Annotated in this window: 21 protein-coding genes; 1 reads left to right on the top strand and 20 read right to left on the bottom strand. The window is 60.7% G+C overall.

Annotation, left to right across the window (positions count from 1 at the left end; translation table 11 throughout):
- Window positions 1-117: 117 nt before the first annotated feature.
- From argF to groES, 14 genes are all read right to left on the bottom strand, one after another.
- Window positions 118-1,074, bottom strand: coding sequence for an ornithine carbamoyltransferase (gene argF, locus AC0CW1_RS13635; protein ID WP_488183558.1), 957 nt, complete (start codon window positions 1,072-1,074; stop codon window positions 118-120).
- Between the two features lie 226 nt (window positions 1,075-1,300).
- Window positions 1,301-4,555, bottom strand: a complete 3,255-nt coding sequence (gene carB, locus AC0CW1_RS13630) for a carbamoyl-phosphate synthase large subunit (RefSeq protein ID WP_488183557.1) — start codon at window positions 4,553-4,555, stop codon at window positions 1,301-1,303.
- Between the two features lie 120 nt (window positions 4,556-4,675).
- Window positions 4,676-5,995: a carbamoyl phosphate synthase small subunit gene (locus AC0CW1_RS13625; RefSeq protein WP_488183556.1), complete on the bottom strand. Its 1,320-nt coding sequence runs from the start codon at window positions 5,993-5,995 to the stop codon at window positions 4,676-4,678.
- Entirely contained in the window at window positions 5,992-7,308 is a 1,317-nt protein-coding gene (locus tag AC0CW1_RS13620; RefSeq protein WP_488184158.1) for an acetylornithine/succinylornithine family transaminase, read from the bottom strand. The genes AC0CW1_RS13625 and AC0CW1_RS13620 overlap by 4 nt, the downstream gene beginning before the upstream one ends.
- A gap of 104 nt (window positions 7,309-7,412) precedes the next feature.
- Complete coding sequence (gene argB, locus AC0CW1_RS13615; protein WP_488183555.1) at window positions 7,413-8,300, bottom strand: acetylglutamate kinase; 888 nt, start codon at window positions 8,298-8,300, stop codon at window positions 7,413-7,415.
- Window positions 8,301-8,448: 148 nt separating this feature from the next.
- Window positions 8,449-9,663 (bottom strand): bifunctional glutamate N-acetyltransferase/amino-acid acetyltransferase ArgJ, encoded by a 1,215-nt coding sequence (argJ, locus tag AC0CW1_RS13610; RefSeq protein WP_488183554.1) that lies wholly within the window; start codon window positions 9,661-9,663, stop codon window positions 8,449-8,451.
- 37 nt (window positions 9,664-9,700) lie between these two features.
- Window positions 9,701-10,756: an N-acetyl-gamma-glutamyl-phosphate reductase gene (gene argC, locus AC0CW1_RS13605; protein ID WP_488183553.1), complete on the bottom strand. Its 1,056-nt coding sequence runs from the start codon at window positions 10,754-10,756 to the stop codon at window positions 9,701-9,703.
- Between the two features lie 101 nt (window positions 10,757-10,857).
- The gene (locus AC0CW1_RS13600) at window positions 10,858-11,796 is read right to left on the bottom strand and encodes a DMT family transporter (protein WP_488183552.1); all 939 of its coding nucleotides are present in this window, start codon (window positions 11,794-11,796) and stop codon (window positions 10,858-10,860) included.
- Window positions 11,797-11,949: 153 nt separating this feature from the next.
- On the bottom strand, window positions 11,950-12,807 hold the full coding sequence (gene amrS, locus AC0CW1_RS13595) for an AmmeMemoRadiSam system radical SAM enzyme (RefSeq protein ID WP_488183551.1): 858 nt from the start codon (window positions 12,805-12,807) through the stop codon (window positions 11,950-11,952).
- Window positions 12,808-13,016: 209 nt separating this feature from the next.
- Window positions 13,017-14,615, bottom strand: a complete 1,599-nt coding sequence (gene amrA, locus AC0CW1_RS13590; protein ID WP_488183550.1) for an AmmeMemoRadiSam system protein A — start codon at window positions 14,613-14,615, stop codon at window positions 13,017-13,019.
- A gap of 200 nt (window positions 14,616-14,815) precedes the next feature.
- Window positions 14,816-15,271, bottom strand: a complete 456-nt coding sequence (locus AC0CW1_RS13585; RefSeq protein WP_488183549.1) for a PAS domain-containing protein — start codon at window positions 15,269-15,271, stop codon at window positions 14,816-14,818.
- 226 nt (window positions 15,272-15,497) lie between these two features.
- Window positions 15,498-16,310, bottom strand: coding sequence for an N-acetylmuramoyl-L-alanine amidase family protein (locus tag AC0CW1_RS13580; protein WP_488183548.1), 813 nt, complete (start codon window positions 16,308-16,310; stop codon window positions 15,498-15,500).
- A 219-nt stretch (window positions 16,311-16,529) separates the two neighbouring features.
- Entirely contained in the window at window positions 16,530-18,167 is a 1,638-nt protein-coding gene (groL, locus tag AC0CW1_RS13575) for a chaperonin GroEL (protein ID WP_488183547.1), read from the bottom strand.
- Between the two features lie 146 nt (window positions 18,168-18,313).
- A complete protein-coding gene (gene groES / locus AC0CW1_RS13570) occupies window positions 18,314-18,598 on the bottom strand; it encodes a co-chaperone GroES (RefSeq protein ID WP_488183546.1) in 285 nt (94 codons plus the stop codon).
- 387 nt (window positions 18,599-18,985) lie between these two features.
- Here groES and AC0CW1_RS13565 point away from each other — a divergent pair, with 387 nt between their 5' ends.
- Window positions 18,986-20,647: an SMODS domain-containing nucleotidyltransferase gene (locus AC0CW1_RS13565; RefSeq protein WP_488183545.1), complete on the top strand. Its 1,662-nt coding sequence runs from the start codon at window positions 18,986-18,988 to the stop codon at window positions 20,645-20,647.
- Between the two features lie 154 nt (window positions 20,648-20,801).
- On the opposite strand, the gene AC0CW1_RS13560 is transcribed toward AC0CW1_RS13565, so the two are convergent.
- The 6 genes from AC0CW1_RS13560 to AC0CW1_RS13535 form a co-directional block, all read right to left on the bottom strand.
- Complete coding sequence (locus AC0CW1_RS13560; protein ID WP_488183544.1) at window positions 20,802-22,394, bottom strand: methyl-accepting chemotaxis protein; 1,593 nt, start codon at window positions 22,392-22,394, stop codon at window positions 20,802-20,804.
- Between the two features lie 103 nt (window positions 22,395-22,497).
- Window positions 22,498-22,836: an STAS domain-containing protein gene (locus AC0CW1_RS13555; protein WP_488183543.1), complete on the bottom strand. Its 339-nt coding sequence runs from the start codon at window positions 22,834-22,836 to the stop codon at window positions 22,498-22,500.
- 18 nt (window positions 22,837-22,854) lie between these two features.
- Window positions 22,855-24,870 carry a chemotaxis protein CheA gene (locus tag AC0CW1_RS13550; protein WP_488183542.1) on the bottom strand — a complete coding sequence of 672 codons (2,016 nt, stop codon included), beginning with the start codon at window positions 24,868-24,870 and terminating at the stop codon, window positions 22,855-22,857.
- A gap of 57 nt (window positions 24,871-24,927) precedes the next feature.
- On the bottom strand, window positions 24,928-25,347 hold the full coding sequence (locus AC0CW1_RS13545) for a chemotaxis protein CheW (RefSeq protein ID WP_488183541.1): 420 nt from the start codon (window positions 25,345-25,347) through the stop codon (window positions 24,928-24,930).
- 283 nt (window positions 25,348-25,630) lie between these two features.
- Window positions 25,631-26,104, bottom strand: coding sequence for a chemotaxis protein CheX (locus AC0CW1_RS13540; RefSeq protein ID WP_488183540.1), 474 nt, complete (start codon window positions 26,102-26,104; stop codon window positions 25,631-25,633).
- A 47-nt stretch (window positions 26,105-26,151) separates the two neighbouring features.
- Window positions 26,152-26,532 (bottom strand): response regulator, encoded by a 381-nt coding sequence (locus tag AC0CW1_RS13535; protein WP_488183539.1) that lies wholly within the window; start codon window positions 26,530-26,532, stop codon window positions 26,152-26,154.
- Between the last annotated feature and the right edge of the window lie 15 nt (window positions 26,533-26,547).

Genomic DNA, 26,547 nt, shown 5'->3' with positions numbered 1-26,547 from the left:
AGTCAGCATCGTAACGGGATGCGTCTTAAGGGCTACGTCTTTAAGGGGTTGTAATCTAAAGGGACTCTGTCGATTATTGTTTTGTCTCCAAAGGATGCCAGCGCAGCCCCTTCTCCCCTACATCACCGACGCCATGATCGCCTTCTGGGCGTGGAGGCGGTTTTCGGCCTCGTCGAAGACGGCTGACTGGGGTCCTTCGATGACCTCGTCGGTGATCTCTTCGCCCCGGTGGGCCGGCAGGCAGTGCAGGACGATGGCTTTGGGGTGGGCTACTTTCATGATTGTACCATTAATCATAAAACCTTGGAAGGCTTGGGCGCGCTTCTGGGCTTCGCCCTCCTGGCCCATGGAGGCCCAGACGTCGGTGTAGAGCACGTCGGCGTCTTTGGAGGCCGCCACGGGGTCGCTCATCAATGTGATCGAGCCGCCGTGGGCTTTGGCGTCTTCCGTGGCCAGGCGGACGATTTCCGGGTCGGGGCGGTAGGCTTCGGGGGTGCAGATGACCACGTCCATGCCGGCTTTCGCGCCGCCGAACATCAGTTCATGGGCCATGTTGTTGCCGTCGCCGATGAAAGTCATCTTCAATCCGTCGGTCTTGCCCTTGTATTCGACGACGGTCATCAGGTCGGCCAGAACCTGGCAGGGGTGCAAGAGGTCGGTGAGGCCGTTGATGACGGGGATGTCGGCGTATTGGGCCAGTTCGGTCACATCAGAGTGGGCGAAGGTGCGGATCATGATGCCGTCGACGTAGCGGGAGAGGACGCGGGCCGTGTCTTTGATCGGCTCGCCCCGGCCCAGTTGGATGTCGGCGGAGCTTAAGAACAGGGCGTTGCCGCCGAGCTGGTACATACCCACCTCAAAGGAGACGCGGGTGCGGGTGGAGCTTTTGGTGAAGATCATGCCCAGCGTCTTGCCGGCCAGGTAGTGATGGGGGACGCCGGCCTTTTGCAGGGCCTTCAGTTCCCGGGCCAGGTTGATGAAGTAGAAGATCTCGTCGCGGCTGAAGTCGTGGAGGGAGAGAAAGTCCCTGCCCTTCATGGCCGGGTCGAGTTTAGGAAGTTGTGCCGTCGTCATGGTGATTTCCTTCTTTCTTACGAGGTTCCGGTTCGATGCCGGGTCTTATTGGGGATAGGGCTTTTCGGGGATGGGGGCTTTTTTGGGGGACGGGCTTTACAAGGATTGCGTCATGTCATATGCGATGGGCCTTAGGGGGATTGCTCATGTCACACGCGATGGCCCTAGGCGAATCGCGTCATGTCACACGCATCGCTGTTTGCTTTTTGGCAGTAGCGTTTTTTTCCTATACCACCCGCAGGGCCTCCACCCGGGCGCTCCACTCGGCCGAGTTGGCCTCCTGGAAGGTGCCCATGGAGTGGAAGTTCGGCGGGTCGCCTTCGCGGATCATGCGGATCGTCTCCAGGAGCGCCCAGGCGGTGTCCAGCGAGGTGAGGCAGGGGACGCGGTATTCTGAGGCGGCGCGGCGGATCCGGAAACCGGTCCGGCCGGCCACTTTGCCTTTGGTGGGGGTGTTGATGATCAACTGGACGGCGCCGTCTTTGATCTGGTCGAGGACGGTCTGGACCGCGTAGGCGCTGGCATCGATGGAGGTGACGGCCAGACCGCTCTCGCGCAGGGCTTCGGCCGTCCCTTTCGTGGCGGCGACGCGAAAGCCCAGGTCGGCGAATTCGCGGATCAGGCCGGCGATCTCCTCTTTGTCCCGCTCAGCCACGGAGACGATCAGGTTGCCGCCGGTGGGGATTTTCATGCCTGCCGCCGTCATGGCCTTGTAGAGGGCCGAAGGCAGTTCAAAGTCGACGCCCATGACTTCGCCTGTCGATTTCATCTCCGGTCCCAAGGAGATGTCCACGTCTGTCAGCTTTTCAAAGGAGAAGACGGGCGCTTTGACGATCGTGTAGGCCGTTTCGGGCCAAAGGCCGCCGCCGTAGCCCATCTGGGCCAGGGTCTTGCCGAGCATGACCTCGACGGCCACCTTGATCATGGGGACGCCGGTCACTTTGGAAAGGATCGGCACGGTCCGGGAGGCCCGGGGGTTGACCTCCAGGACGTAGACCTTGCCCTGGCCGTCGACGACGTACTGGATGTTCAAGAGGCCGATGACGCCGAGGGCTTTGGCGATGCGCAATGTGTAGTCGACGATGGTGTCCCGCTCTTCCCTTTTCAAGGACTGGGGCGGGTAGACGGCCATGGAGTCGCCCGAGTGGACGCCGGCCCGCTCGATGTGTTCAAAGATGCCGGGGATCAGGGTGTCATTGCCGTCGCTGATGGCGTCGACCTCCACCTCGCGGCCCCGGATGTATTTGTCGACCAGGATAGGGTGTTTCGGGCTGATGCGGACTGCCGTTTCCATGTAGGATACCAGGTCTTTGACGTTTTCCACCACTTCCATGGCCCGGCCGCCGATGACGTAGCTGGGGCGGACGAGGACCGGGAAGCCCAGTTCTTCGGCGATGGCCTTCGCTTCGTCGGCGCTGGTGGCGGAGCGGCCTTCCGACTGGGGGATGGCGAGGCGCTTTAAAAGGGCCTCGAATTTTTTGCGGTCTTCGGCGGCGTCGATGCCCTCCAAGGAGGTGCCCAGGATGGGGACGCCGTGTTCGGCGAGGCCCGCCGCCAGGTTGATGGCCGTCTGGCCGCCGAACTGGACGACGACGCCGCGCGGTTTTTCCTTGTCGACGATGTTGAGGACATCCTCTAAGGCCAGGGGCTCGAAGAAGAGCTTGTCGGCTGTGTCAAAGTCGGTGGAGACCGTCTCGGGGTTGTTGTTGATGATGATCGATTCAACGCCGGCGCTGTGGAGCGCCCAGGCGGCGTGGACGGAGCAGTAGTCAAACTCGATGCCCTGGCCGATGCGGATGGGGCCGGAACCGAGGACGATCACCTTCTCCCCTGTCGTCTCACGGACCTCGTCCTCTTCCTCGTAGGTGGAGTAGTAGTAGGGCGTCAATGCCTCAAACTCGGCGGCGCAGGTATCGACCATCTTGTAAGTGGGCAGGATGCCGGCCACTTTACGGGCCTCCCGGACGGTCTGGGTGGAGATATTGGCGATTTTGGCGATCTGGTAGTCGGAAAAGCCGAGGGTCTTCGCCTCGCGCAAGGTCTCGTCGGCGACAGGCCACTGAGTGAGACGGGCTTCGAAGTCGACGAGGCTTTTGATCTTCACCAGGAACCAGGGGTCGATCTTGGAGACCTGGTGGATCTCCCTTACAGACCAGTCGCGGCGAAAGGCCTGGGCGACGGCGAAGAGGCGCTCGTCGTCGGCGCGGGCCAGTTTGTTTTCGAGGTCGATATCGGTCCACTCGCCGGCGCCGGGGTAGCGCAGGCCATAGACGCCCGTTTCGAGGGAGCGGACGGCTTTTTGCAATGCGCCTTCAAAGGTGCGGTCGATGGCCATGACCTCGCCGGTGGCTTTCATCTGCGTCGTCAGGCTGCGGTCGGCGGTGACGAACTTGTCAAAGGGCCAGCGGGGGATTTTGACGACACAGTAGTCGAGGGTCGGTTCGAAACAGGCTGTCGTCTTGCCGGTGACGGGGTTTTTGATCTCGTCGAGGGTGAGGCCGATAGCGATCTTAGCGGCCATCTTGGCAATGGGGTAGCCGGTGGCCTTGGAGGCCAGGGCCGACGAGCGGCTCACCCGGGGGTTGACTTCGATGACGATATAGTTGTCGCTCTCGGGATGGAGGGCGTACTGGACGTTGCAGCCCCCCTCCACCTTGAGGGCGCGGATGATCTTCAAGGATGCCGAGCGCAGCATCTGGTATTCCTTGTCGGTGAGGGTCTGCGAGGGGGCGACGACGATGGAGTCGCCCGTGTGGATGCCGACGGGGTCGATGTTTTCCATGTTGCAGATGGTGATGCAGTTGTCGTTGCTGTCGCGCATCACCTCGTACTCGATCTCTTTCCAGCCGGCGACGCTCTGTTCGAGGAGCACCTGGCCGATCATGGATTTTTTTAGGCCCATGTCGCAGATGGTGAGCAGTTCCGCCTCGGTGTGGGCGATGCCGCCGCCGGTGCCGCCAAGGGTGTAGGCGGGCCGGATGATCAGGGGGAAGCCGGCCTGGCGGGCGAAGGCGACGGCCTGATCGAGGTTGGAGACGATCTCGGAAAGGGGGATCGGCTCGCCGATCTCCTGCATCGTCTTTTTGAAGAGCTCCCGGTCCTCGGCTTTTTTGATGGCCTGTAAAGACGTGCCGAGGAGGCGGACGTTGTACTTGTCCAGGACGCCGGCCTGGGCCAGGGCGACGGCCAGGTTGAGGCCGGTCTGGCCGCCCAAGGTGGGCAGCAGGCCGTCGGGCTGTTCCTGGGCAATGATCTTGGTCAGCGAGGGCACGTCAAGGGGTTCGATATAGACATGATCGGCGATGTTGGCGTCGGTCATGATCGTGGCCGGGTTGGAGTTGACCAGGACGACTTCGAGGCCCTCTTCTTTCAGGGCTTTGCAGGCCTGGGTGCCCGCGTAGTCGAATTCCGCCGCCTGGCCGATGATGATGGGCCCCGAACCGATGACGAGGACTTTTTTCAACTTCTGGTCTTTCGGCAAAGGGGTGTTCCTCCTTAGGTTGGGGGCTAGGGTTGGGCCGGCGGTTGGGTGGCGCCGGCGGGTGTTGCCTGAAGGTGTTACCCGTGGGATGGGTGGGGCGCCCTCGGTGAGCCTCTTTCGTCAGGCTGTGGCCTTTTCGACGCGCTGTTGCATGTTGGCAATAAACTCGTCAAAGAGGAAGGCCGAGTCGTGCGGGCCGGGGGCGGCCTCCGGGTGGTACTGCACCGAGTAAATGGGCAGGTGCTGGTGGCGCAATCCTTCGACGGTGTCGTCGTTGCCGTTGCGGTGGCTGACGGCGAAGCCGGCCGGGAGGGCTTTTTCATCGATGGCGTAGCCGTGGTTCTGGGAGGTGATGAAGACGCGGCCGGTGCGCAGGTCTTTGACGGGGTGGTTGGCGCCCCGGTGGCCGAATTTGAGCTTGTACGTGTCGGCGCCGGCGGCCAGGGCCAGGAGCTGGTGGCCGAGGCAGATGCCGAAGAGGGGCAGCGGTTGGGTAGTCGTACCTGGACGCAGGAAGTGGCCGATCGTCTCGATGGCCGGGGCGACGTCTTTCGGGTCGCCGGGGCCATTGCTAAGGAAGAGGCCGTCGGGGTTGGTGGCGCCGATCTCTTCGGCCGTTGTGTTCGCCGGGAAGACCATCAGGTGGCAGTCGAGGGCTTTGAGCATGCGCAGGATGTTTTCTTTGATGCCGAAGTCGAGGACGGCCACGCGGAAGCCGTCGCCGGGGATGACGTAGGCTTGGGGCGTCGTGACGGAGCTCACCAGATGGGGGCCGGCCACGGGCAGGTTGCGGACGGCGGTGAGGTATTCGATCCAGCAGGTGTAGCTCTCTTCGTCCATCTGGGCGAAGATGGACTCTAAGGAGGTGCGGGCGCCGACGCGCAGGGCGGCGAGGGCGCCCCCTTCCCAGGGTGCGGCGTCGGCGCTGCTTGTGCCATAGAGGCCCTTCGCGTTGCTGAAGCCTTTGACGCTGTCGAAACCGTTCGCGCCGTTGCGGGCTTGCCCGTTGCTAACGCCGTTCGCTCCGTTGATGATGGCCCCCCGCAGGGTGCCGTGCTCGCGGATGCGCCGAGTCAGCGAGCGCGTATCGATGCCGGCCAGGCCGGGGATGCGGTGCTGGGCCAGGTAGTGGTCGAGCGTTTTTTCGGAGCGGTAGTTGGAGGGGCGGGCGCAGGTTTCGCGGACGATGTAGCCGCGCACTTGGGGCTTTGCCGATTCGGCGTCGCCTGCGTTGACGCCGTAGTTGCCGATGAGGGGGTAGGTCATGGTGACGATCTGGCCGGTGTAGGAGGGGTCGGTGAGGACCTCCTGGTAGCCGGTCATGCCGGTGTTGAAGACGACCTCGCCGGTGCTGCTCCCCCGGTAGCCGAAGGGGATCCCTTTGAACAGGGTCCCGTCTTCCAGCAGGAGGTAGGCGGCGGCCGGTTTTACTGCTGTCATTGTGGTTGACCTCCTGTGGGGACCGGGTTGGCGGTGGCCGCGGTGAAGGTGTTCGCCTTGCTGGCAGCGTCGGCGGTGCTGGGAGCGTCGGCAACGCTGCCAGCGTTGGCGGCGTCAGCAGCGGCAACACTCGCGAGGACTTCCTCAAGGACGGTGACGGCCTCGTCGACATCGGTCTTGGTGATGGTCAGTGGCGGCAGGAAGCGCAGCACGTTGCCGGCGGTGCAGTTGATGATCAAGCCCTTTTCCAGGCAGGCGGCGACGATGTCGGCGCCGGGGCGGTCCAGTTCGCAGGCAGCCATCAGGCCGAGGCCGCGCACCTCCGTGATGAAGGGGTACTTTTCCTGGAGGCGGCGCAGGTGGCCCATGAAGTAGGCGCTCACCTCGCGGCAGTTGTCCATCAGGCCGTCGTTGAGGAGGACGTCCATGACGGCGACGGCGACGGCAGCGACGAGGGGGTTGCCGCCGAAGGTGGAGGCGTGATCGCCCGGTTGGAAGGCGCTGGCCACGTCATCGGTGGCGAGAAGCGCGCCCATGGGGGCGCCGCCGGCGAGGGCTTTGGCCAGGGTCATGATGTGGGGCGTGACGCCGTAGTGTTCGTGGGCGAAGAGCTTGCCGGTCCGGCCAAGGCCGCACTGGACTTCGTCGAAGATCAGGAGCAGGTTGTTCGCTTCGGCCAGTTTGGCGAGGCCCTGCCAGAAGGACGGTTCGGCCAGGTTGACGCCGCCTTCGCCCTGGACAGGCTCGACGAGGATGGCGCAGGTGTTGGGGCTGATCGCTTTTTCCAGGGCCTTCAGGTCGCCGAAGGGGACGTAGCGGAAGCCCTGGGGCAGCGGCTCATAGTCTTTTTGGTATTTCGGCTGGGCCGTGGCGGTGACGGTGGCCAGGGTGCGGCCGTGGAAGGATTTTTCCATGGTGATGATCTCGTATTTGTCGGGGCCCCAGGTCTTTTTGGCGTATTTTCGGGCCAGCTTGATGGCCCCTTCGTTCGCTTCGGCGCCGGAGTTGCAGAAAAAGACCTTGTCAGCGAAGGAGTTTTCGACGAGCACCTGGGCAAGCTTCACCTGCGGCTCGATCCAGTAGAGGTTGGACACGTGCAGCAGCGTCGCCGCCTGTTGTTGGAGGGCGTCGACGACCTTCGGGTGGCAGTGGCCGAGCGAGTTGACGGCCAGGCCGGACAGGAAGTCGAGGTACTCCCGGCCATCAGCGTCCCACACGCGGGCGCCCTGCCCTTTTACGAGCGAGATGGGCAGCCTGCCGTAGGTGTTCATCACATATTTTTTTCCCAGTTCGACGATCTGGGCGTTGTTCATCGTCCCGGTCACCGCCGTTCCCCCCGTTCTGTTCATATTTAAAAAGACGCTAGCAAAGTGATTCTGCGGCGCAGACGTTTCGGTTTTTCGCCGCCTTTTCTGTCCTATTTAAGCACCATCGTACCGATCCCCTTGTCGGTGAAGACCTCCAAGAGGAGTGAGTGGGGCAGGCGGCCGTCGATGATGTGGGTCTGGTCGACGCCGCCCTGGAGCGCCTCGACGCAGCAGGTGACTTTGGGGATCATGCCGCCGCTGACGACGCCTGCTTCCACCAGGTCTGGCACCTCGTCGATGTGCAGTGACGAGATGAGGCTGTCCGTGTTCTTACGATCGCGCAGGATGCCCTCCACGTCGGTGAGCAGGACCAGCTTGTGGGCTTCCAAGGCCTGGGCCAGTTCGCCGGCAGCCGTGTCGGCGTTGATGTTGTAGGCCTCGCCCTTTTCACCGACGCCGATGGGGGCGATGACGGGGATGTAGCCCCGGTCGCTCAGTTCCCGCACGAGGCCCGGTTCGATTTTAACAACGTCGCCCACAAAACCGATGTCCGTAGGCACCCGCGCGCCCGCTTCGTTTTTGACGAGTTCGAAGCGTTTTTTCGCCTGGATCAGGCCGCCGTCTTTGCCGCAGAGGCCGACGGCCTTGCCGCCAAAGCGCTGGATCAGGGCGACGATCTCTTTGTTGACTTTGCCGGCCAAGATCATCTCGACGATTTCCATGGTGGCCTCGTCGGTGACGCGCAGGCCCTGGATGAAGTGGCTCTTCAGGCCGAGGCGGTCAAGCATGCCGTTGATCTCCGGGCCGCCGCCGTGGACGACGACGGGATGGATGCCGACAAGCTTCATCAAGATGACATCCATGATGACGGCTTCTTTGAGTTGGTCATTGACCATGGCGGCGCCGCCGTATTTGATGACGACGGTCTTGCCGGAGAATTTTTTGATGTAGGGCAGGGCTTCGACGAGGATGCCCGCTTTCTCTAACGCTTTCAGCAATGGTGTCTCTCCCTTTTTTGCTATCGAAATCGACTTGTCTCTCTCCAATGGGTTTTCCGCATTGTATCGGGCGACAGGCTTTACCGCTTATGGCGGGCTGCCGGCATTGCATCCTTGTATTGCGCGTGAGCGGCTTATCCCTCTATCCCTAACTCCGGTAGTCGGCGTTGATCTTCACGTAGTCATAGGTCAGGTCGCAGCCCCAGGCGGTGGCGCTGGCGTCGCCGTCGTTCAGCCGGACGGTGACGGTGACCTCCGTGGCGGCGAGGGCTTTCGAGGCCTCCTCTTCGGAAAAAGGGAGGGCCATGCCCTGGCGGGCCGTCTGGACGGGACCGAGGAAGACATCCACTTTGGCGGGGTCGAAGTTGGCGCCCGAGTAGCCGATGGCGCACATGACGCGACCCCAGTTGGCGTCGTTGCCGTAGACGGCGCACTTGAAGAGGTTCGATTTGATGATCGCCAGGGCCGCCTTGCGGGCATCTTCGACGGTGGCCGCCCCTTCGACGCGGGCCTCGATCAGTTTGGTGGCCCCTTCCCCGTCGCGGGCGATCATCTTGGCCAGGTGGATGGAAAGGGCCGTCAGGGCGGCGGTGAAGGCTTCGTAGTCAGAGCCTTCGGTCTCGATGGCCGGGGCGCCGCTCTGGCCGTTGGCGAGGATGAGGGCCATGTCGTTTGTCGAGGTGTCGCCGTCGACAGAGATCATGTTATAGGAAGCCTGTGTGGCAGCGGTGAGGGCTTTTTGCAGGAGCGCCGGCGCAATGGCCGCGTCGGTCGTGTAAAAGGCGAGCATGGTGGCCATGTTCGGGTGGATCATGCCGGAGCCTTTGGCCATGGCGCCGATGCTGACGGTCTGGCCGCCGAGGGTGATCTCCACCTTGCCGGCTTTGGGGACGAGGTCGGTCGTCATGATCGCACGGGCGGCTGCTTCCCCGCCCTCTGGCGAGAGGGCGGCGGCGAGGGTGTCGACGCCGGCGAGGAGCTTCGCCATGGGTAGGGGTTGGCCGATGACGCCGGTGGAGGCGACGGCGACTTCTTCAGCGGTGACGCCGAGCGCCTTGGCCACATGGGCGGTCGTGGCGCGGGCGTCGGCAAGGCCCTGTTCGCCCGTGCAGGCGTTGGCGTTGCCGGCGTTGACGACGACGGCCTTGAGGGGGCCGGCGGCGATATGTTCCTTCGTCACCTGCAAGGGCGCCGCCTGGACCTTGTTGGTCGTGTAGACGGCGGCGGCGGCGGCGGCGGTGTCGCTGACGATGAGGGTCATGTCGAGGACGCCCGGTTTTTTGATGCCAGCCGGTATGCCGGCGGCCTGGAAGCCCTTCGGCGAGGTCACATCGCCGGGGAGTATGGCAAACTGCTCTTGCATGGTCGTCGCTCCTGTCTGTATCGCTGGTTTTGTTTTTTTAGGGATAAATCCCCGCCGCCTCCAGGCCCGTCGTCTCGGGCAGGCCGAAGAGGATGTTCATGTTCTGGATGGCCTGGCCGGAAGCGCCTTTGACCAGGTTGTCGATGGCGGTCGTGATGATGATCCGGCCGGTCCGCGCCTCGACGGTGACGCCGATGAAGGCGTGGTTGGAGCCGTAGGACCACTTCGTTTGCGGCCAGACGCCTTCGTCCATGACGTGGATGAAGGGCTCGCCGGCGTAGAACTCCCGGTAGAGGGTGCGCACCTCTTCCGAGGTGGGCTGGACGCCTTCTTTTAAGTCGGCGTAGACGGTGGCGAGGATGCCCCGCGTCATCGGCATCAGGTGGGGCGTAAAGGTGATGGCCATGGCGTCCGGGTCGAGGCCCGCCCGCTCGGCCACCTCCTGTTCGATCTCGGGGTTGTGGCGGTGTTTGGCCACGTTGTAGGCTTTCACGTTTTCGTTGACTTCGCCGTAGATGACGGCCAGGTTGGCGTTGCGGCCGGCGCCGGAGACGCCCGACTTGGCGTCGATGATCAGCCGGTCTTCCTGGATCAGGCCCTGGCCGCAGAGGGGGGCGATGCTCAACAGGGAGGCGGTCGGGTAGCAGCCGGGGTTGGCGATGATGCGGGCCTTCTGGATCTGCTCCCGCTTCAGTTCCGGCAGGCCGTAGATGGCCTCGGCCAGCAGTTCCGGCGCCTCGTGGGTCACATGGTACCACTGTTCGTAGACAGCAGCCCGGCGCAGGCGGAAATCGGCGCCCAGGTCGACGACCTTTTTTCCTTTGCGGACGCATTCGGCCACCCAGGGGACGGACAGGCCGTGGGGCAGGGCCAGGAAGACCACGTCGGCGGCGTCGGTGACGGCGTCGATGTCCTGGGCCTGACAGGCCAGGTCCAGTTGGCCGCTCAGGTGAGGATAGACGTTGGTGTAGGGCTGGTCCGCATATTGGCGGGAGGTCAGTCCGACAAGCTCCACTTCCCGGTGACGGGTCAAGAGGCGCACCAGTTCTGCGCCTGTATACCCGGTGGCTCCCACAATCGCTGCTCGAATCATTGATCGGCCGACCTCCTTATCGTCATGCATAATACAAGAATAATTATACGGTTTCATGTATAATCATTCAATCCCGTTTTTGATGTTGCGGGCGGCTCTTTTTAGGCCGCCTTGCCGTCAGCCCCGCCGCATTCGCCAGTCTCGCCGGCTTCGTCCGGCTCCCCCGCGCCGATCGTCTCGGCCACGACGATCCCGGCCAGGACGAGGACGCCGCCGAAAGCGCCCCGCATGGTGAGCGTCTCGCCGGCGAGGGCGATGGCGAAGATGAGGGCGAAGACCGGTTCTGTGGCGAAGATGAGGGCCGTCCGGGTGGCTGTCGTGAATTTTTGAAAATACATCTGGGCCAGGAAGGCCAGCGAGGTGGCCGGGATGGCCGTCAGGGCCAGGGCTGTCCACACCTCGCTCCGGAACTGGTCGTAGGCCAGCGGCGGGTCGGAGTAATAGGAAAAAACGGTGCAGGCGATGCTGACGGCGAAGATCTGCATGATGGAAAGCAGCATCGGGTCATGGCGATTTGTCACCTGGCCGGCCAGGAAGATATGTAAGCCGAAGCAGAAGGCGCAGCCGAGGACGAGCAGGTCGCCCGGGTTGACGGTCAGGTCATCGGTCAGGGTGAGCAGGGCCAGGCCGATGACGGCCATGACGACGCCGGCAAGGACGCCGCTGCGGGGGACCTGTTTGAGGACGAGCCAGCCCACGAGGGGCACCAATACGACGGACAGGCCGGTGATAAAGCCGGCGTGGGACGATGTAGTGTATTGGAGGCCAATGGTCTGCAGTGCGTAGCCGCCGAAGAGGCAGGCGCCGAGTAGCAAGCCGTGGCGGACGGTGACACTGGTCAGTCTCTGCCAGCGCCGCCCGGCGACAAGGGCAAGGAAGAGTCCGGCGATGAAGAAGCGGATGGCCAAAAAGGTGTAGGGGGGCATGAAGGCGATGGCGTTTTTGACGGCCACAAAAGTGCCCCCCCAGACGGCCGCCACGGAGAGGAGGATCAGGTCGGCCGTCAAGGGGGAGACGCGAGAGGCGCTCTGGTGATGCATTCTTTCTGTCCTTTCTGTGTTACATGTAATGTTTTTTCATCGTATTGCTTTATCGTCTGCGCTGTTTTCAAGGTCGTTGGCGCATTGTCGCTGGCACATGGACATTTCTGAAGTCGCTGATTGACTGTTGGAGCGACTAGCGCTGTTCCTTTCTCAGATGTTACCGAGAAAGACCCTGTCGAGCCGCTGGCGGGCCAGTTCGGCCGCCCGCTCCATCGTCTCTAGCGGGGTGGGGCGCTCGGTGAAGCGGTACATGGGGTAGTAGCGGCTCAGGTGCAGGGGCGTGTCCCGGCCCAGTTCGCCAGCCACCCAGTCGAAGAGGGCCATCAGTTCCTCATCGCTGTCGTTTTTGCCCGGCACAACGAGGGTGGTGATCTCCAGGTGGCAGGCGGCTTTGTACAGCCGCGCCGAACGCAGGACCGGTTCCAGGCGTCCCTTGCAGACGCCGCTGTAGTAGTCTTCCGTGAAGCCCTTGATGTCCAGGTTGACGGCGTCGATGTAAGGCAGCAAGGCTTTGAGGGGCGCCTCCTCGATGTAGCCGTTGGTGACGAGGACGTTTTTCAGCCCCGCCGCATGGACCTTGGGGGCGGTGTCGCAGATGTATTCAAACCAGACGCTCGGTTCTGAGTAGGTGTAGGCGATGCCGATGTTGCCGTGGACCTTTGTCTCTTCGGCCAGGGCGACGGCCTCGTCAGGGGTGATCTCGCGGGATTCGGCGTCCCGCTGGGCGATATGGTAGTTTTGGCAGAAGCCGCAGTCAAAGTTGCATCCCAATGTGCCCAGGGAGAGGATCATGCTCCCGGGGTGAAAGCGACGGAGGGGTTTTTTTTCGATGGGATCGAGGCTGATGCCGGTCACTTTGCCGTAGTTGAGGCTGTACAAGGTCCCCTTTTCGTTCATCCGCACGCGGCAGACGCCCACCTTCCCCTCGGGAATGTGGCAGTGCCAGGGGCAGAGGACACAGTGGACCTTGGGCGGGTCGGCTTCATAGTACATGGCTTCCCGCAGCACAACAGGTTCCCTCCTTTTTGCATGACCGTCGAAGGGACACTCTCTCCTTATACATACCCTTTTCAACGAAAAGATGCAACTTTTTCGACAAAAAAATGACCGGCCACAGGAATAGAGCCGGTCCCGCCTCTTTATTACGCTGTCAACGGCCAACAAGTATGCGGTCGGCCGTCGATCGTCAAGCAGCGACGCGATCCGCAGGAATGCGATCAGCGGTGCCGCACCACTTCGAAGCGGGATAATTCAACGGCTTTCCCCTCAGGGATGCCGGCTTTCTGCCGGGCGATGCTCACCTGTTCCTCCACCGTGTCGACGCCGTCGAGCATGGGCAGCAGCAGCCCCTGCTGGCGGCCGGCGCGGACGATGACGCCGTAGCGCTGGGGATCGAGGTCCTCCATCGACGCCACGGGCTCCTCCGGCATGAGGATGTCGACGGAGTAGACCAGTTCGTCCAACTCGTCCTCCTCGACAGGGAAAAAGCGCGGGTCGTTCGTGCCGGCGCTGATGGCGTTCTGGCGGATCTCCTCGCCCAGGCTCTCCCGGGTCGGCGAGATGGTGCCGATGCATCCGCGCAACTGGCCCTGCATCTTTATGGAGACAAAGACGCCGGCGGGATCGGCGTCCTTCAGTTCTGCCGGGATCGGCGGCAGCGGATCCTTGCAGACATGGGCCTCCAGGGTCTGGCGGGCGAAGCGCACGTAGACCGATTCGCCGGCGCGGGACTTTTCAATCTTGGCGCGCCGCCCCTGGATGTAGCGGAAGAGGCGCGCTTCCCCCGTCACAGGGGCGCTGCCTGCCGGATCGCCAACCGCTGCTGCGCCAACCGCTGCTGTAGCGCCCGCCGCTGTACCGCCCGCTGTGGCGCCGCCTGCTGTGGCGCTCCTTGCCGGAGGGCCGCTCGCCGGAGGGCTGCCTGCCGGCGCGTCACTTACGGAAGTACCAGTAAAGGCGGGCGCAGAAACTTCTCCCCGCTCCTCCCCCGCTTCCGCCCCATCGGTGACCGAACCGACCAGGTAGCCGACGCCGAAGGGGCCTTCATAGCTGTAGACACGGCTCTTCGTCCCCGGCCGGTCAAAGGCGCCGGCCAGCATGAGCAGCGACCGGTAGCCGCACTCGCCCGCTTTTTCGCAGAGACTTTCCTCGATATTCAGCAGGTCGTCCAATTCCCAGACCCCAAAAGCCCGCTCGATGGCTTTGTCAAACTCGTGGGCCTCCGGATGGTAGCCTGCCGGCGCATCCTCCGTCAGCCGATGAGACAGGTCGCTCGACGCGATCAGGGCGACCCGACGGGTCGACTCGTTCATCGCCTCACGCAAGGCGATGCCGAAGCGGAAGAGTTCTTCCCGGGGAAGTAGGGCCATGGCGATGGGGACAACCTTGCCGCCAAAGCCGGCCTCCAGGAGGAAATAGAGCGGCACCATCGTGCCGTGATCAAGTTCTTTTTCAATAGAAAACCGTTTTGCCAGGCTCTCGTCCATCTCGGCGACGCTCACGCCAAGGCGCTTGGCCTCGGCGATGATGGCCGACACGAGAGGCAGGTCGTTTTCCACGTCAGCCTGCACCTCGGGGGCGTTGAACCGTGCCAGATCGCCCCTGAGCCGCGGGAAGGCGGTGACAGCGATGGCGTCTTGAAAAACGGGGCCATGGGGGCTGATGATGATCACCGTTTCGGGATCCTGCTCCAGGCATTCCTTGGCCCAGGCCCGCATGGCGTCGACAGTCTTCTGGACGCGGGGCAGGTTGCGGCCGCCCACGGCCGGCACGATGATCGGCGGATGGGGGGCCACCCCGCCAAAGACGACAGTCATGGGGATACCTCCTTAGAGGTTGCCCAAAAAGGGCAGCACTTTCCATGTTTATTGTACCGTTTCTATTGTACCGCAAGTCCAATCCTATGGTTCCTATGGTAGTGTTTTCTCCTGCCGCGCCTTTATTCAAAATCCGAAAAAGGGTATAAAAAACCTGCCCTCCCGATATCGGAATGGCAGGCGATTGCCTGACTGACTGGCTACTTGTTCAGATGCATAATGATGACGCCACCCTTTTCGTCCTTGATGGGCGTCACGATCATCCGAAAGCGCTCACAACTCCCGGGCCGTTGACAGTTGTACTCATGGGAAAAATGCTCCGCTTTGCCGTCAAGGACGGATAGAATCCCCTCGTAAGCAGGGCGCACATCGTCACAGCCCTGATCGATGGCGGAACGGCAGATTTTCAGGTAGTTGATGCCGACGCCGGCCAGCGACGGGTCGGCAATGTCGTTTTCAATGGAATGGCGCTCCCACTCCTGGTTGACAAATGTGATGTAGCCACTCTTATCTAAAACGACAATCAGAATCGGCAGGGAATTGAGGATCGTGATAAAGCGGTTCTCATTTTCTTGAAGCACCTGGATGAACCGTTTCAGTTGGGCTTCCCGCTGTTCGTACATCTCTACGGCGGCTTGCTGGTCCTCTACTCCCACGAAAAAGCCCCCCGTTCAATCAATAGCGATAATTATTCTCTTTTATTTTATCAAAAAACCGAACTAACTGTGAAGATTATTTTAATCAATGGTTGGTTGCTATTATTTTAACAAACCTTCTCGTACAAGGCTATACAGCATCCTTTTAGACGCAAATAGCCCTGCGCGCCGACAGGGATCGGCCGCAGGGCCTCTATGTTTCGATAAGCATGTGGCCCTTGCGTCTTCACGAATCCAACGTACCCGGTGATACAGGACGGTCCACTTCCGGAATAAACCCGCCGGGCGCATCATCAGTCGCGGCGTCCTTCGGTTCCTCAGCCGGTTCGCCGGCCAGGTAGCGGGCGATGCCGGTGGCAATGCCCTGGGCCAGCTTATTCTGGTAATCATCCTTCAGGAGAAGCGCCTCTTCCGCCGCGTTGGACAAAAAGCCCGTCTCCACCATCACGGCCGGGCACTTGGTCATGCGCAGGACGAAGTAGTCCTCCGCTTTGGCCTGCCGTTTGTCCTTGTTGCCGACCCGCTTCGTCATCTCCTTTTGAATATGCAGGGCCAGGCGCTTCCCTTCGGCTGATCCAGGCTGATAGAAGGTCTGCGGTCCTGAACAGGACGGGGACATGGGAAAGCTGTTGGCATGGACGGACACATAGATCAATGCGTTGGCTGCCTGGGCTTTTTCCACGCGTTTGGTCAATTCGCTCCGCTGGCTCCAAGGTCCGACGCTGATGTTGTCTTCAGTCTCGCGGGTGAGAATGGCTTTGCCCCCCGCCTGATTCAACTGGTCGACCACTTTCTTGGCGATCTGCAGGTTGACGACCTTCTCCTGGGTGCCTCTCGTTCCCTTGGCGCCGCCATCTTCCCCGCCATGGCCAGGATCGATGGCGACCACCTTGTCCTGAATCTCCCCGGAGAGTGACTGGACAGTCCGATCCTCCAGCAGCCGGTCGATGCCCGCGTAGATCAGGACAGCGGTCAGGGCCAGGACGGCGGTCACCCACAGCCGGGGATGCTTGCCCACGATCATATACACCGAACGCACGGTACAACCCCCTTCCTGCCAGATCTTATGCAGGCAGCGTCGGAGGCAGACCGTGGGACTGGTTTTCGGCAGACAGTTAATCTAAAAGCGCGCCAAAAAGGCTGCCGACTTTCGCCGGCAGCCTTTTTGTTACGCCTTTTCAAGCTGTCAATCTTGCGTCTATCCTCATGTCTGTCACGGTGGACACGGTGGAAGGGAAGCCCAGCCTTGCGGCGGGTCTTACATCCCCATGTCCATGCCGCCCATGCCGCCCATGCCGGGGGGCATCGCGGGGCCGTCTTTCTTCTCAGGCTTGTCGGCCACGATGGCTTCCGTCGTCAGCAGCATGGCGGCGATGGAAGCGGCGTTTTGCAGGGCCGAACGGGTCACTTTGGCGGGGTCGACGATGCCGGCGGCGATCATGTCTTCATACACTTCGGTGGCGGCGTTGAAGCCTTGGCCGACGGGCAGGGACTTGACCTTCTCGACAACGACGGAGCCTTCGTAACCGGCGTTGTTGGCGATTTGACGGAGGGGTTCTTCCAGAGCGCGGCGGATGATGGCCACACCGGTCGCTTGGTCGCCAGCAGGAACTTCCACGCTGTCGAGGGCTTTCTGAATGCTGACCAGAGCGGTGCCGCCGCCAGGGACGATGCCCTCTTCAACGGCCGCGCGGGTAGCGTTCAGGGCGTCTTCGATGCGCAGCTTCTTGTCTTTCAGTTCGGTTTCGGTCGCAGCGCCGACTTGGATAACGGCAACGCCGCCAGCCAGTTTGGCCAGACGCTCTTGCAGTTTTTCCTTGTCGAACTCGGAGGTGGACTCTTCATGTTGACGGCGGATCTGGGCGATGCGGGCTTTGATGTCGTCAGCGCTGCCGGCGCCGTCGACGATGATGGTCTCTTCTTTGTTGATGCGGACCTGACGGGCGCGGCCCAGCATGTCGATGGTGGCGCTGTCAAGCTTGATGCCCACTTCTTCGGAGATGACACGGCCGCCGGTGAGTATGGCAATGTCTTCCAGCATGGCTTTGCGGCGGTCGCCGAAGCCGGGGGCTTTGACGGCGACGCAGGTGAAGGTGCCGCGCAGTTTGTTGACGACCAGGGTGGCCAGGGCTTCGCCTTCCACGTCTTCGGCAATGATCATCAGTTGTTTGCCGCTCTGGACGACACGTTCGAGAACGGGCAGGATGTCTTTGATGGAGGAGATCTTCTTATCGGTGATCAGGATGAAGGGGTCGTTGAGGACGGCCTCCATCTTGTCGGGGTCGGTGATCATGTAGGGGGAGATGTAGCCACGGTCGAAGTTCATGCCTTCGACGACTTCCAGGTCGGTGGTGAAGCCTTTCGACTCTTCGACGGTGATGACGCCGTCTTTGCCGACTTTCTCCATGGCTTCGGCGATCAGGTTGCCGATGGTGGCGTCGCCGGCAGAGATGGCCGCGACCTGGGCGATGGCTTCTTTGCTCTCGACAGGCTTGGAGATGGCCTTGATCTCGGCGACAGCCTTTTCAACGGCGCTCTCGATGCCCCGCTTCAGCACCATGGGGTTGGCGCCGGCGGCGACGTTCTTCATGCCTTCGCGGATGATGGCTTGGGCCAGGATGGTGGCGGTGGTGGTGCCGTCACCAGCCACGTCGTTGGTCTTGGTGGCCACTTCTTTAACAAGCTGAGCGCCCATGTTTTCAATGGGGTTTTCCAGTTCGATCTCTTTGGCGATGGTGACGCCGTCGTTGGTGATCAGGGGAGAACCGAATTTCTTCTCCAGAACGACGTTGCGGCCTTTGGGGCCGAGGGTGACACGAACGGCTTCCGCCAGGGTGTTGACGCCTTTTTCCAGGGCGCGGCGGGCCTCTTCGTTGAAGACGATCATTTTGGCCATGGGTTGTCTACCTCCTTAACAGCTTCCCGCCGTTACGGCTGGATTCGCTCCAGTACGGCGGGGACAGGTGTTCCTAGCGTTGGTTGGGTTCCGATGGGTCGAATGGTTCCTATAAGTAAAGGGAACGCCTTGAAGTGTCCTTGCGATTACAGCTTGGCGAGGATGTCGCGCTCGTTGAGGATCAGGTACTCGGCGCCTTCGATCTTGATTTCCGTGCCCGAGTATTTGCTGTAGATGACCCGGTCGCCGACGGCCACTTCCAGAGCGGCCCGCTCGCCGTTGTCGAGCAGACGGCCGATGCCCACAGCCACCACTTCACCTTGCTGGGGTTTTTCTTTGGCAGTGTCCGGCACGATGATGCCAAAGGCTGTTTTTTCCTCCGCTTCGATGGGCTTCAATACGACCCGATCAGCCAAAGGTTTGATGTTCATACGAAACGGTACCCTCCTTCAGATTGCTTGCATTGTCTCAGTTTGTTAGCACTCACCAGGAGCGAGTGCTAACACTCAAGTACTATAATAGGGAGCCTCCCAAAGTGATGCAAACACCACGATCGGCCATTTGGCTGATTTAGCTCCCGAAATTAAATATTTCCCACTCCTTTTGCCAATATACACCTTCATCCTTCTTTTTTAGGTGATTTTCCATCGGGCCCTTTCGTTCTGTCGCCCTCGATTCGTGGTCGGGATTTTTTCGGACTCAGGTCCTATCATTAGCAGGGATGGGACGGGAGAAAGGAGAAGATCAACCCGATTTATCGAACCGATCCACTCTATGGAACATAAATACAATGCCAGGCATAAATCGGAGGGCTTCCTGTGAGCGATCGCCTTTTTCCTCAATATCAACAACTCCGAGACAGCGTGGCCCTCTGCAGTGTCTTTTTTGATCTTGTCGATTCCACACGGTTGAAACAGCAGTTGGGTCCGCTGGAAGGGGTCGCCCTCTCGCTTCGCCACAACGAACTCTGCGCCCATAGGGTTGATGTCTACCAGGGCCATGTGGTCAAGCACATCGGCGATGCCATTTACGCCGTCTTTCCCACCCCCTTGCCCGCCCTTCTGGCAGCCCTTGATGTCAAGTACACCATCATCAAAGAGCAGATTCCCTTTCAGACGAAGATCGGCCTCTCCTTCGGCCTCGTCACACCTGTACAAACCCCTGCTCCCGATTACCTGGGCGCCTCCATCGATATGGCCGCCCGCCTGGCTTCCCAGAGCACGCCCAACCAGGTGCTTCTCGATGAGTCCACCTTTCAGATTCTGAAGCCATTGCTTAAGAGCCTCGATACGGTCATCTTCCGTTTTCTCGGTATCCAGGAACTCAAAGGCCTTTCCTATACGCCGCTTTATGAACTGTCCCACAGCGATCTCGGTTTCGTCCAGGAAAAGGGCTCCCCTTCGCCCCAGTCGACCCGTTTCTTTTCCCGTCCGCCGACAACCGTTCCGCCGGAGACAAGCCATTCCATCTCCACCGCTTCAACCAGTTCCGGCAGTTCTGCCGTATCGAACAGTTCTGGCAGATTAAACGGTTCCGCAGCAACGGCGGCAGCGACAGCCACGGCGGTCGCCGGCCTTTCACCGCTGGTGCAGACCTATCGAGAGCCGATTCCTGTGGCTGACGAGGGCTTCCGGCTGTTTCTGCGCCGGATCAGCCTGAGCCGCGAGGATGTCGATCAGGTCTTTACGATGCTGCAGAATATGCACTATGCCCTGAAGGATCGGGCCGACTTTCCCGTGCGCCGGATCCGGCCGGGCGGCTCTTTCATGCGCGGCACCATGATCCGCCCGAAAAAGGGCCTCGATCTGCTTGTCGAGATCACCCCTGTTGACGGCAAAACGCCGAATGTGACGGAGGTCCTCGGCCACATCCGCGCGATTCTGTCCAAGGTCGGTTGGAACCGTGACGTGGAAGAGCATGACACCTGCCTCGTCCTGGGCCAGGAGGACAGCTTCCGCATCTCCCCGGTGTTGTCGCTGGTGGAGGAGGAAAAAGAGGTCTTCTACCTCCCCAACGGTCCTGATACGTGGATTCCCCGCGATCCCCAGGCGCCGGAGCGGTGGATGACAGAGGCCTTCCGGCGGAACGGACCGGGCTTTCTCGCCCTGATCCGCATCCTGCGCGCCTGGCAGCGGACGAATTGCCGGATCCTGCGGACCTTGCACATGGAGATGCTCACCGATCTGCTCCTGCGGAAGGTGCGCCTCGAACCGGGACCGGAAGGGGTATACAACTGGTTTCGCTACATCCACCAGATCTTCAGCCAGCAGAAAAAGCCCTTCTTGGCCGATCCCTCCGACCCCACCTATTTCGTCGACGGCTACCTGATGACTAACCCGGCCACCTTCAACCAGTTCGGGCGTCTGCTCTCTCATTCGCTCCAACTGGCGACAGAGGCCGTCAACCTGGCCCAGCAGAAGCAGCACCTGCTGGTTCAGAACAAGTGGCGGGCGCTGCTGGGACCTGGTTTTGGCACGTAACGCTCTGGCGGAACAAATAGAAAGGTCCGCGAAGGTTGCCAACCGATCGGTTTGGCGCTTTCGCGGACTTTTTTTGATTCGAAAAAACCTATTTTTTCATGGGTCTGTCGCCATTCGGCGATAAAATGAGGTTTCGAATTCACTTCGCAAAAAACTACACCTTATACCTCGCTGCCGCCGCTTGCAGATCCGTGGCCAGGTTGGACATGGCCTCAATGGCGCTGGCCGTCTCCTGGGCGCCGGCCGATGATTCCTCGGCGATGGCGGCTACGTTCTGCACGGCCCGGGAGGCCTGTTCCGTCGTGGCGGCCTGTTCTTCCGCCGCTGCGGCAATCTCGCCCACCTCGGTGGCCGTCTGCTTGACCTGCTCCTTGATGTGCTGGAAGGACGCGCCCGCCTGCTGGGTCAATTCGCGGCCGCTCTTGGCCGCTTCCACGGCCCGGCCGGTCACCGACTGGATCTGTTTGATCAGGCTGGCGATCTCCTTGGTGGCTGAACCGGACCGTTCGGCCAGCTTCCGCACCTCGTCGGCCACAACGGCGAACCCTTTGCCGGCGTCGCCAGCCCGGGCCGCCTCGATGGCGGCGTTGAGAGCCAATAGGTTGGTCTGGGCGGCGATGTCATCGATCATCTCGACGATTTCGCCGATCTTTTCCGAGTTCTGGCCGAGGACCATCACGTTTTCCGAGATGGCGTCCATGCCCCGGACCGTTTCGTCGATGATCTTGCCGCCCTCCATAGTGGCGTTGGTCGTCGTCTCCGAGGACATGGCCGCTTTCTGGGCTGATGTGGCCACCTGGATGGCTGCGCCGGACATGTCGTTCATCATGGAGGAGAGGTTCTGCGCCTCCTGGGCTTGGGACTGGGCGCCGCTGGCCAACTGCTCCGACGAGGCCGAGATCTGCTGGCTCGATGCAGCGACCGACTGGGCGCCTTCCTGCACCTGCTTGACGAAGCGGCGCAGGTTTTCCACCATCTGATGGATCGACCGGGACAAGGAAGAGATCTCGTCGCCGCCTTGCTTGTTTGCCACATTTTTCGTCAGATCGCCCTGGGCGATATCCTTGGCCAGTTGCTCCAACTCGCTGAGCGGTTTGGACAGGCTGCGGGAGAGCACGATGCCTGCGCCCAGGGAAAGGAGAAAGGCGACGGCGATGATGGCCACCGTCATCGTTCGCGCAGAGGCGTACATCTCGTCAGATTTCTGTTTCGCTTTTTCGGAGAGCTCTATCTCATACTGGACGACTTTCTCCAACTTTGCATCTAAATCGAGCGCCTTTGTTCGCCCTTCCGAACGTGCGATTTCCAGGGCTTTGGCTTTTTCTTCCGTCGTCGCCAAGGCGCTCGACTGGAGTATCCGCTGCGTCACTTCGTGATAGTTGCTCCAGGATGATTCAAGATCAGACAGCATCCGTTTTTCATCGGCTGTCAACCCGGTCGCGTCGTATTTTTTTAACTCCTGCTCGTACCCGTGGGCATACTCTTTCGCCTTGGCTTCCCATTCGCCCAGATCGCGTCTGTCGTCGGAAATGATGTGGTTATAGATGGCCACGCGGTATTGCTGCAGCTTGGCTTTGGCCTCTCCCAGGTATCGGACCGGCAGCAAGGAACCGTTGTACATCTCGTCAAGGCTTGCCTTCTCATCGCCGAGACTGTCTAAACCGTAGAAACCGACGGCGGCTGTGATCAGGCACGAGAACAGCATCACCAAGAGTATCCGGGCGCCCACCTTCATCTGCGAAAGCATTTTCCATTCACTTCCCTTCCGCTCGCCTTGCAATCGAGCTTCCACTTACTCCCCTATCTGCGCCACCCCAAGCGCCCGCAAAGAACCGTATAAAGTCTTATCGTCATGCTTGGGAGAGTTTCGCCACAGCCTCTTCTTCTGTCTCCACGCTCGGGAGCAGTTTATCGAGGCGAGTGATCTCCAGCACCTGACGCACCGATGGGGTGATGTTGCAGAGGATTACCTGACCTCCCTTTTCCCGGTAACGCTTGTAGAGGAAGATCAGATTGCCAATGGCTTCACTGGTGACAAAACTGACGCCCAGGTTGATGACCAGGCGCTTGTTTTCAGGCGGCAACTGGGAAAGGGAATCTTTTATCCGGTGGGCGTCGCCGACACCGATGCTGCCGTAAAACCGAATGACCGATATGTCGCCCCGTTTCTTGATCTCATACTCCAACACAGCAGTTCACCTCGTCCCTCAGTTCATCCGTTCTCCCGCTCCCCGGCGGAAGATGGCGCCGATATTCAGGATCAGGCTGACGCGCCCGTCCCCCAGGATGGTGGCGCCGGCAAAATGGTCCAGGTCCAGCCAGGGGGCCTTGATCGACTTGATCACGATCTCCTTCTTGCCGATCAGGGAATCCACCTCCAGGCCCATCCGCCGCTCGGCCAAACCCACCATGACGACAGAGCGGTACTTGCGGCGGCTTTTCTCCGGATCCAACGGGATCTGCAACAGCTCCTGCAACCGGTAGAGGGGCACGATCCGCCCCCGGACGGAAAAAACCTCTCGCCCGCCGACCGACTGCACCTCATGGTGCTGGAGTTGAAAGCTTTCCAGCACATTGTCGAGGGGAATGATCATACTCTCCCGCTCCACCCGGACTGTCAAACCCTGAATGATGGCCAGGGTGATCGGCAGTTGCAGTTGGAAGGTCGTCCCCTGCCCCGGCTCGGATTGGGTGTCGATGATGCCATGGAGGCTGCTGATCGCGCGTTTGACCACATCCATCCCGACGCCACGGCCCGAGATATCGGTCACTTTATCGGCCGTGCTGAAGCCGGGAGCGAAGATCAGGTCCAGGATCTCCTGTCGCGAAGGGGTCTGTCCCTCCGGGACAAGGCCGAGAGCGCGCCCCTTGACCAGGACCTTGTTTTCATCGATGCCGCGCCCGTCGTCGCAGATCTCGACGACGATGCGGCTGCCTTCATGGCTCGCCTTCAACCGGATGGTCCCTTCCTCCGGTTTGCCGTACTGACGGCGCAACTCCGGCGGTTCAATGCCATGATCGACGCTGTTGCGGATCAGGTGCATGATCGGATCGCCGATCAGGTCGACAACCGTTTTGTCCAACTCGGTGTCCTGACCTTCCATGATCAGGTTGACCTTCTTCCCTTGCTTACGCGCCAGATCACGGACGATGCGCGGGAAGCGGCTGAAGACGCCGCCGATGGGGACGAGGCGGGCCTTCATCAGTCCATCCTGCAGTTGTGTCGTGATCCGTGCCAGTTGGTGCGTCTCTTCGGCCATCTCGACAGCCAGAGGCGTCTGTCCGTGCCGGTCCAGGTAGTTCTCCTGGATCCGGGCAAAGCGGGCCTGGGAGATGAGCATCTCGCCGATCAGGTTCATCAGATGGTCGAGCCGTTTGGCTTCGATCTTGATGTACTCCATCCCCCGTTCCACCCCTGACGCCGCCGCACCGGCGGCTGGATGCGATGAGGCGTTATTTTCAGAAGTTGCATCGGTACGGCTGGGCGCAGCACCGTTGCAGCGATGGCTGTCACCGCTGTGGATCGTGATGCGCTGTACATCGGCGATGTTTAAGGCCCGTTCCAGTTCGGCACGGCTTCCCTGGCGCCAATCGAGCAAAAAAACAGCCTCTCGGTGGGCGTTTTCGTCGGCTTCCATCTCCGGCCAGGTCGGCACAGAGCCGATCACTTCGCCGAATTCTTTCAGGTTGTTCTGGATGAGAAAAAAACGGACAGAACGCATGAAACAGTCCGGTGTGAAGGTGATATGGATCTCCGTCACCCTGGTCGCCTGGGCCGCCTGTTGGCGCAGTTCAACCAGCCGACCGGCGCCATCTTCCGGCTCTTTCGCAGCAACCGGTTGTTCCCGGTTCTCGGCCAGTTTTTGAGTCAATTCGTCCGCCTTCGCTGGATCGACGGCTTCGGGATGAAAGAGGCAGTTTTGTATGTAATCAAGCGCCTGAAAGACGGTGTCGATATCCCTGGGGCTTAAGGCATGTTTGCCCTCTCTCACCTTTCCCAGCAGGTCTTCCACCTTATGGGTCATCTCAGTGACCGCCGGAAAGCCGGCCATGGCGCTGGAACCTTTCAAGGTATGGGCGGCACGGAACATTTCGTGGATCATTTCGTGATTGGAGCTTCCTGATTCGATCGCCAAAAGGTCCCGCGTCAGGATGTCCAGTTGTTCCTTCGCCTCCGAGTAAAAGAGATCCAAGAACTGGTCCATGAAGTTTTCGTTGCTCAAATCTGTCACCCCCTCCACACAAGCGGGTGCTTACATCGCAAAAACAGGGCTGGTGCTTTAATGCTGGATCAAGACAGGGATGTTCAATAGGGCGATCAGCCGCTCCTCCGTCTTGACCACTTTGTCGATAAATTGTTCCCCCACGCTCAATCCTTCGGGGTTGTCGGCCAGCATCTCCTCCTGGACAGAGGTGACCGCTGAGACAGCGTCGACCCACAAGCCCACAACGAGCTCGTCGAGATGTACGACGATGATGCGGTTGTATTTGTCATCGCCCCGCGGTTCTAGCATCAGGCGGCGTCGGAGATCGATCACGGGGATCACGTTCCCTCTCAGATTGATCAGGCCGAGCACATAGGGCGGTGCGTAGGGGATGAAGGTCACCGGCGAGGGCCGGATGATCTCCTGCACCTGTCCGATGGGGATGCCGTAGGCTTCATGGCCTAAGGAGAAAGTGACGATTTGAAAGGGCTCCATGGGTGTCTCCCCTTTCTTGAGACATGCTGATCATTGCGCAAATAGAGCAGTCAAACGGGCCGTTTGCGCTTGTTTGTAATTAAAACATACGCTAAATTCCAAAGACGAGCAAGTACTAATCGACATTTTTCATATTATTAACTTATGTTTTTCGAGAGCAAATCGCTTTTTCCATCTTCCATGTCTTCAAGATCCAACCGGGCTTCCATCATGCCTAAGGGAGTCTCCAGTTCTGTCAATCATATGTTGTCCTGACCGGCCAGGGCCAAGGCCGTTTCGGGAGTCATGGAGATGACGACGTGCTCAGGTGGATGAAGATGTCGCCGCCGCTCCAGGCGACGCGGACCGTCTGCAGGTCGGCCTGGGCGTCAAAAACCTGCATCCCCTCGCCGACGAGGATGTTGGGCGGCGTCAGTCTTAAGCCGGGACGTTCCGGTCCGTTGTTGATCTTCGTCACCGCAGCGCCGCAGAAGATGTAGCTTAGTTCGGAAAGGGCGTAAAAGATCATTTTGTCAAAGGCAGCCAGTTCCTCCTGGTTGAGGGCTTGTCCCAGGCGCTGGGCCGTGTCAATGGTCATCTCCATCACGACCCGGCCCTTGCGGGCGCCGACAAAACCCAGAAAGGAGACGACGGTGACCCCGGCAGTGACCGAGGGCAGCACCGGCGCCGCCTCCCGCCAGACGCTGTCGATGCCGGTCATCTTTTTCAATACGGAAGTCATGCTTTCAGCCAAACAGGTCAGATATTCCCTGCCCATGGGGGATTCCTCCTTCCGCGGATCAAGGTGAGTTGGCAGGGAACTGGTCAAGATGCGCTTAGGTGTTTCTCCACCGCCTCCAGCAGTTCAGGAGTAGAAAAGGGTTTGGTCATAAAGCCGCTCGCTCCAGCGGCGCGCGCCTCTTCCAGGATCTCGTCATCGCCCATGGCGCTCAGCATCATGATCTTGGCGCCGGGGTGGCAGGCGCTGATCTCCCGCGCCGCCTCCACGCCGTCCATGACCGGCATGGTGATGTCCATGATCAGCAGGTCCGGCTGCAGGCTGCCGTAGTTCTCGACGGCTTGCATGCCGTTGCGAAAGGCGCCGCAGATCTCGTACCCAGCCGGCTCCAGCGCCCTGCTTAAGGCTTTATGGATGAAAGGGGAGTCGTCGACAAGCATGATCCGGTGTTTTTTCTGTTCGGTCATGGTTCATCCTCCTTA

The sequence above is a fragment of the Heliomicrobium sulfidophilum genome (assembly GCF_057715735.1).
Note: the sequence above shows the minus strand (reverse complement) of the source record. Positions and strands in the feature narration are given on the sequence as shown.

Excerpts from the sequence above, each read along its gene's own strand:
- AC0CW1_RS13560 (WP_488183544.1), bottom strand. The coding sequence starts at position 22,394 with ATGCTTTCGCAGATGAAGGTGGGCGCCCGGATACTCTTGGTGATGCTG.
- AC0CW1_RS13625 (WP_488183556.1), bottom strand. The coding sequence starts at position 5,995 with ATGACAGCAGTAAAACCGGCCGCCGCCTACCTCCTGCTGGAAGACGGG.
- argJ (WP_488183554.1), bottom strand. The coding sequence starts at position 9,663 with ATGCAAGAGCAGTTTGCCATACTCCCCGGCGATGTGACCTCGCCGAAG.
- AC0CW1_RS13600 (WP_488183552.1), bottom strand. The coding sequence starts at position 11,796 with ATGCATCACCAGAGCGCCTCTCGCGTCTCCCCCTTGACGGCCGACCTG.
- groL (WP_488183547.1), bottom strand. The coding sequence starts at position 18,167 with ATGGCCAAAATGATCGTCTTCAACGAAGAGGCCCGCCGCGCCCTGGAA.
- groES (WP_488183546.1), bottom strand. The coding sequence starts at position 18,598 with ATGAACATCAAACCTTTGGCTGATCGGGTCGTATTGAAGCCCATCGAA.
- AC0CW1_RS13535 (WP_488183539.1), bottom strand. The coding sequence starts at position 26,532 with ATGACCGAACAGAAAAAACACCGGATCATGCTTGTCGACGACTCCCCT.
- AC0CW1_RS13540 (WP_488183540.1), bottom strand. The coding sequence starts at position 26,104 with ATGGGCAGGGAATATCTGACCTGTTTGGCTGAAAGCATGACTTCCGTA.
- AC0CW1_RS13545 (WP_488183541.1), bottom strand. The coding sequence starts at position 25,347 with ATGGAGCCCTTTCAAATCGTCACTTTCTCCTTAGGCCATGAAGCCTAC.
- AC0CW1_RS13620 (WP_488184158.1), bottom strand. The coding sequence starts at position 7,308 with ATGAACAACGCCCAGATCGTCGAACTGGGAAAAAAATATGTGATGAAC.
- argC (WP_488183553.1), bottom strand. The coding sequence starts at position 10,756 with ATGATTCGAGCAGCGATTGTGGGAGCCACCGGGTATACAGGCGCAGAA.
- argF (WP_488183558.1), bottom strand. The coding sequence starts at position 1,074 with ATGACGACGGCACAACTTCCTAAACTCGACCCGGCCATGAAGGGCAGG.
- amrA (WP_488183550.1), bottom strand. The coding sequence starts at position 14,615 with ATGACTGTCGTCTTTGGCGGGGTGGCCCCCCATCCGCCGATCATCGTG.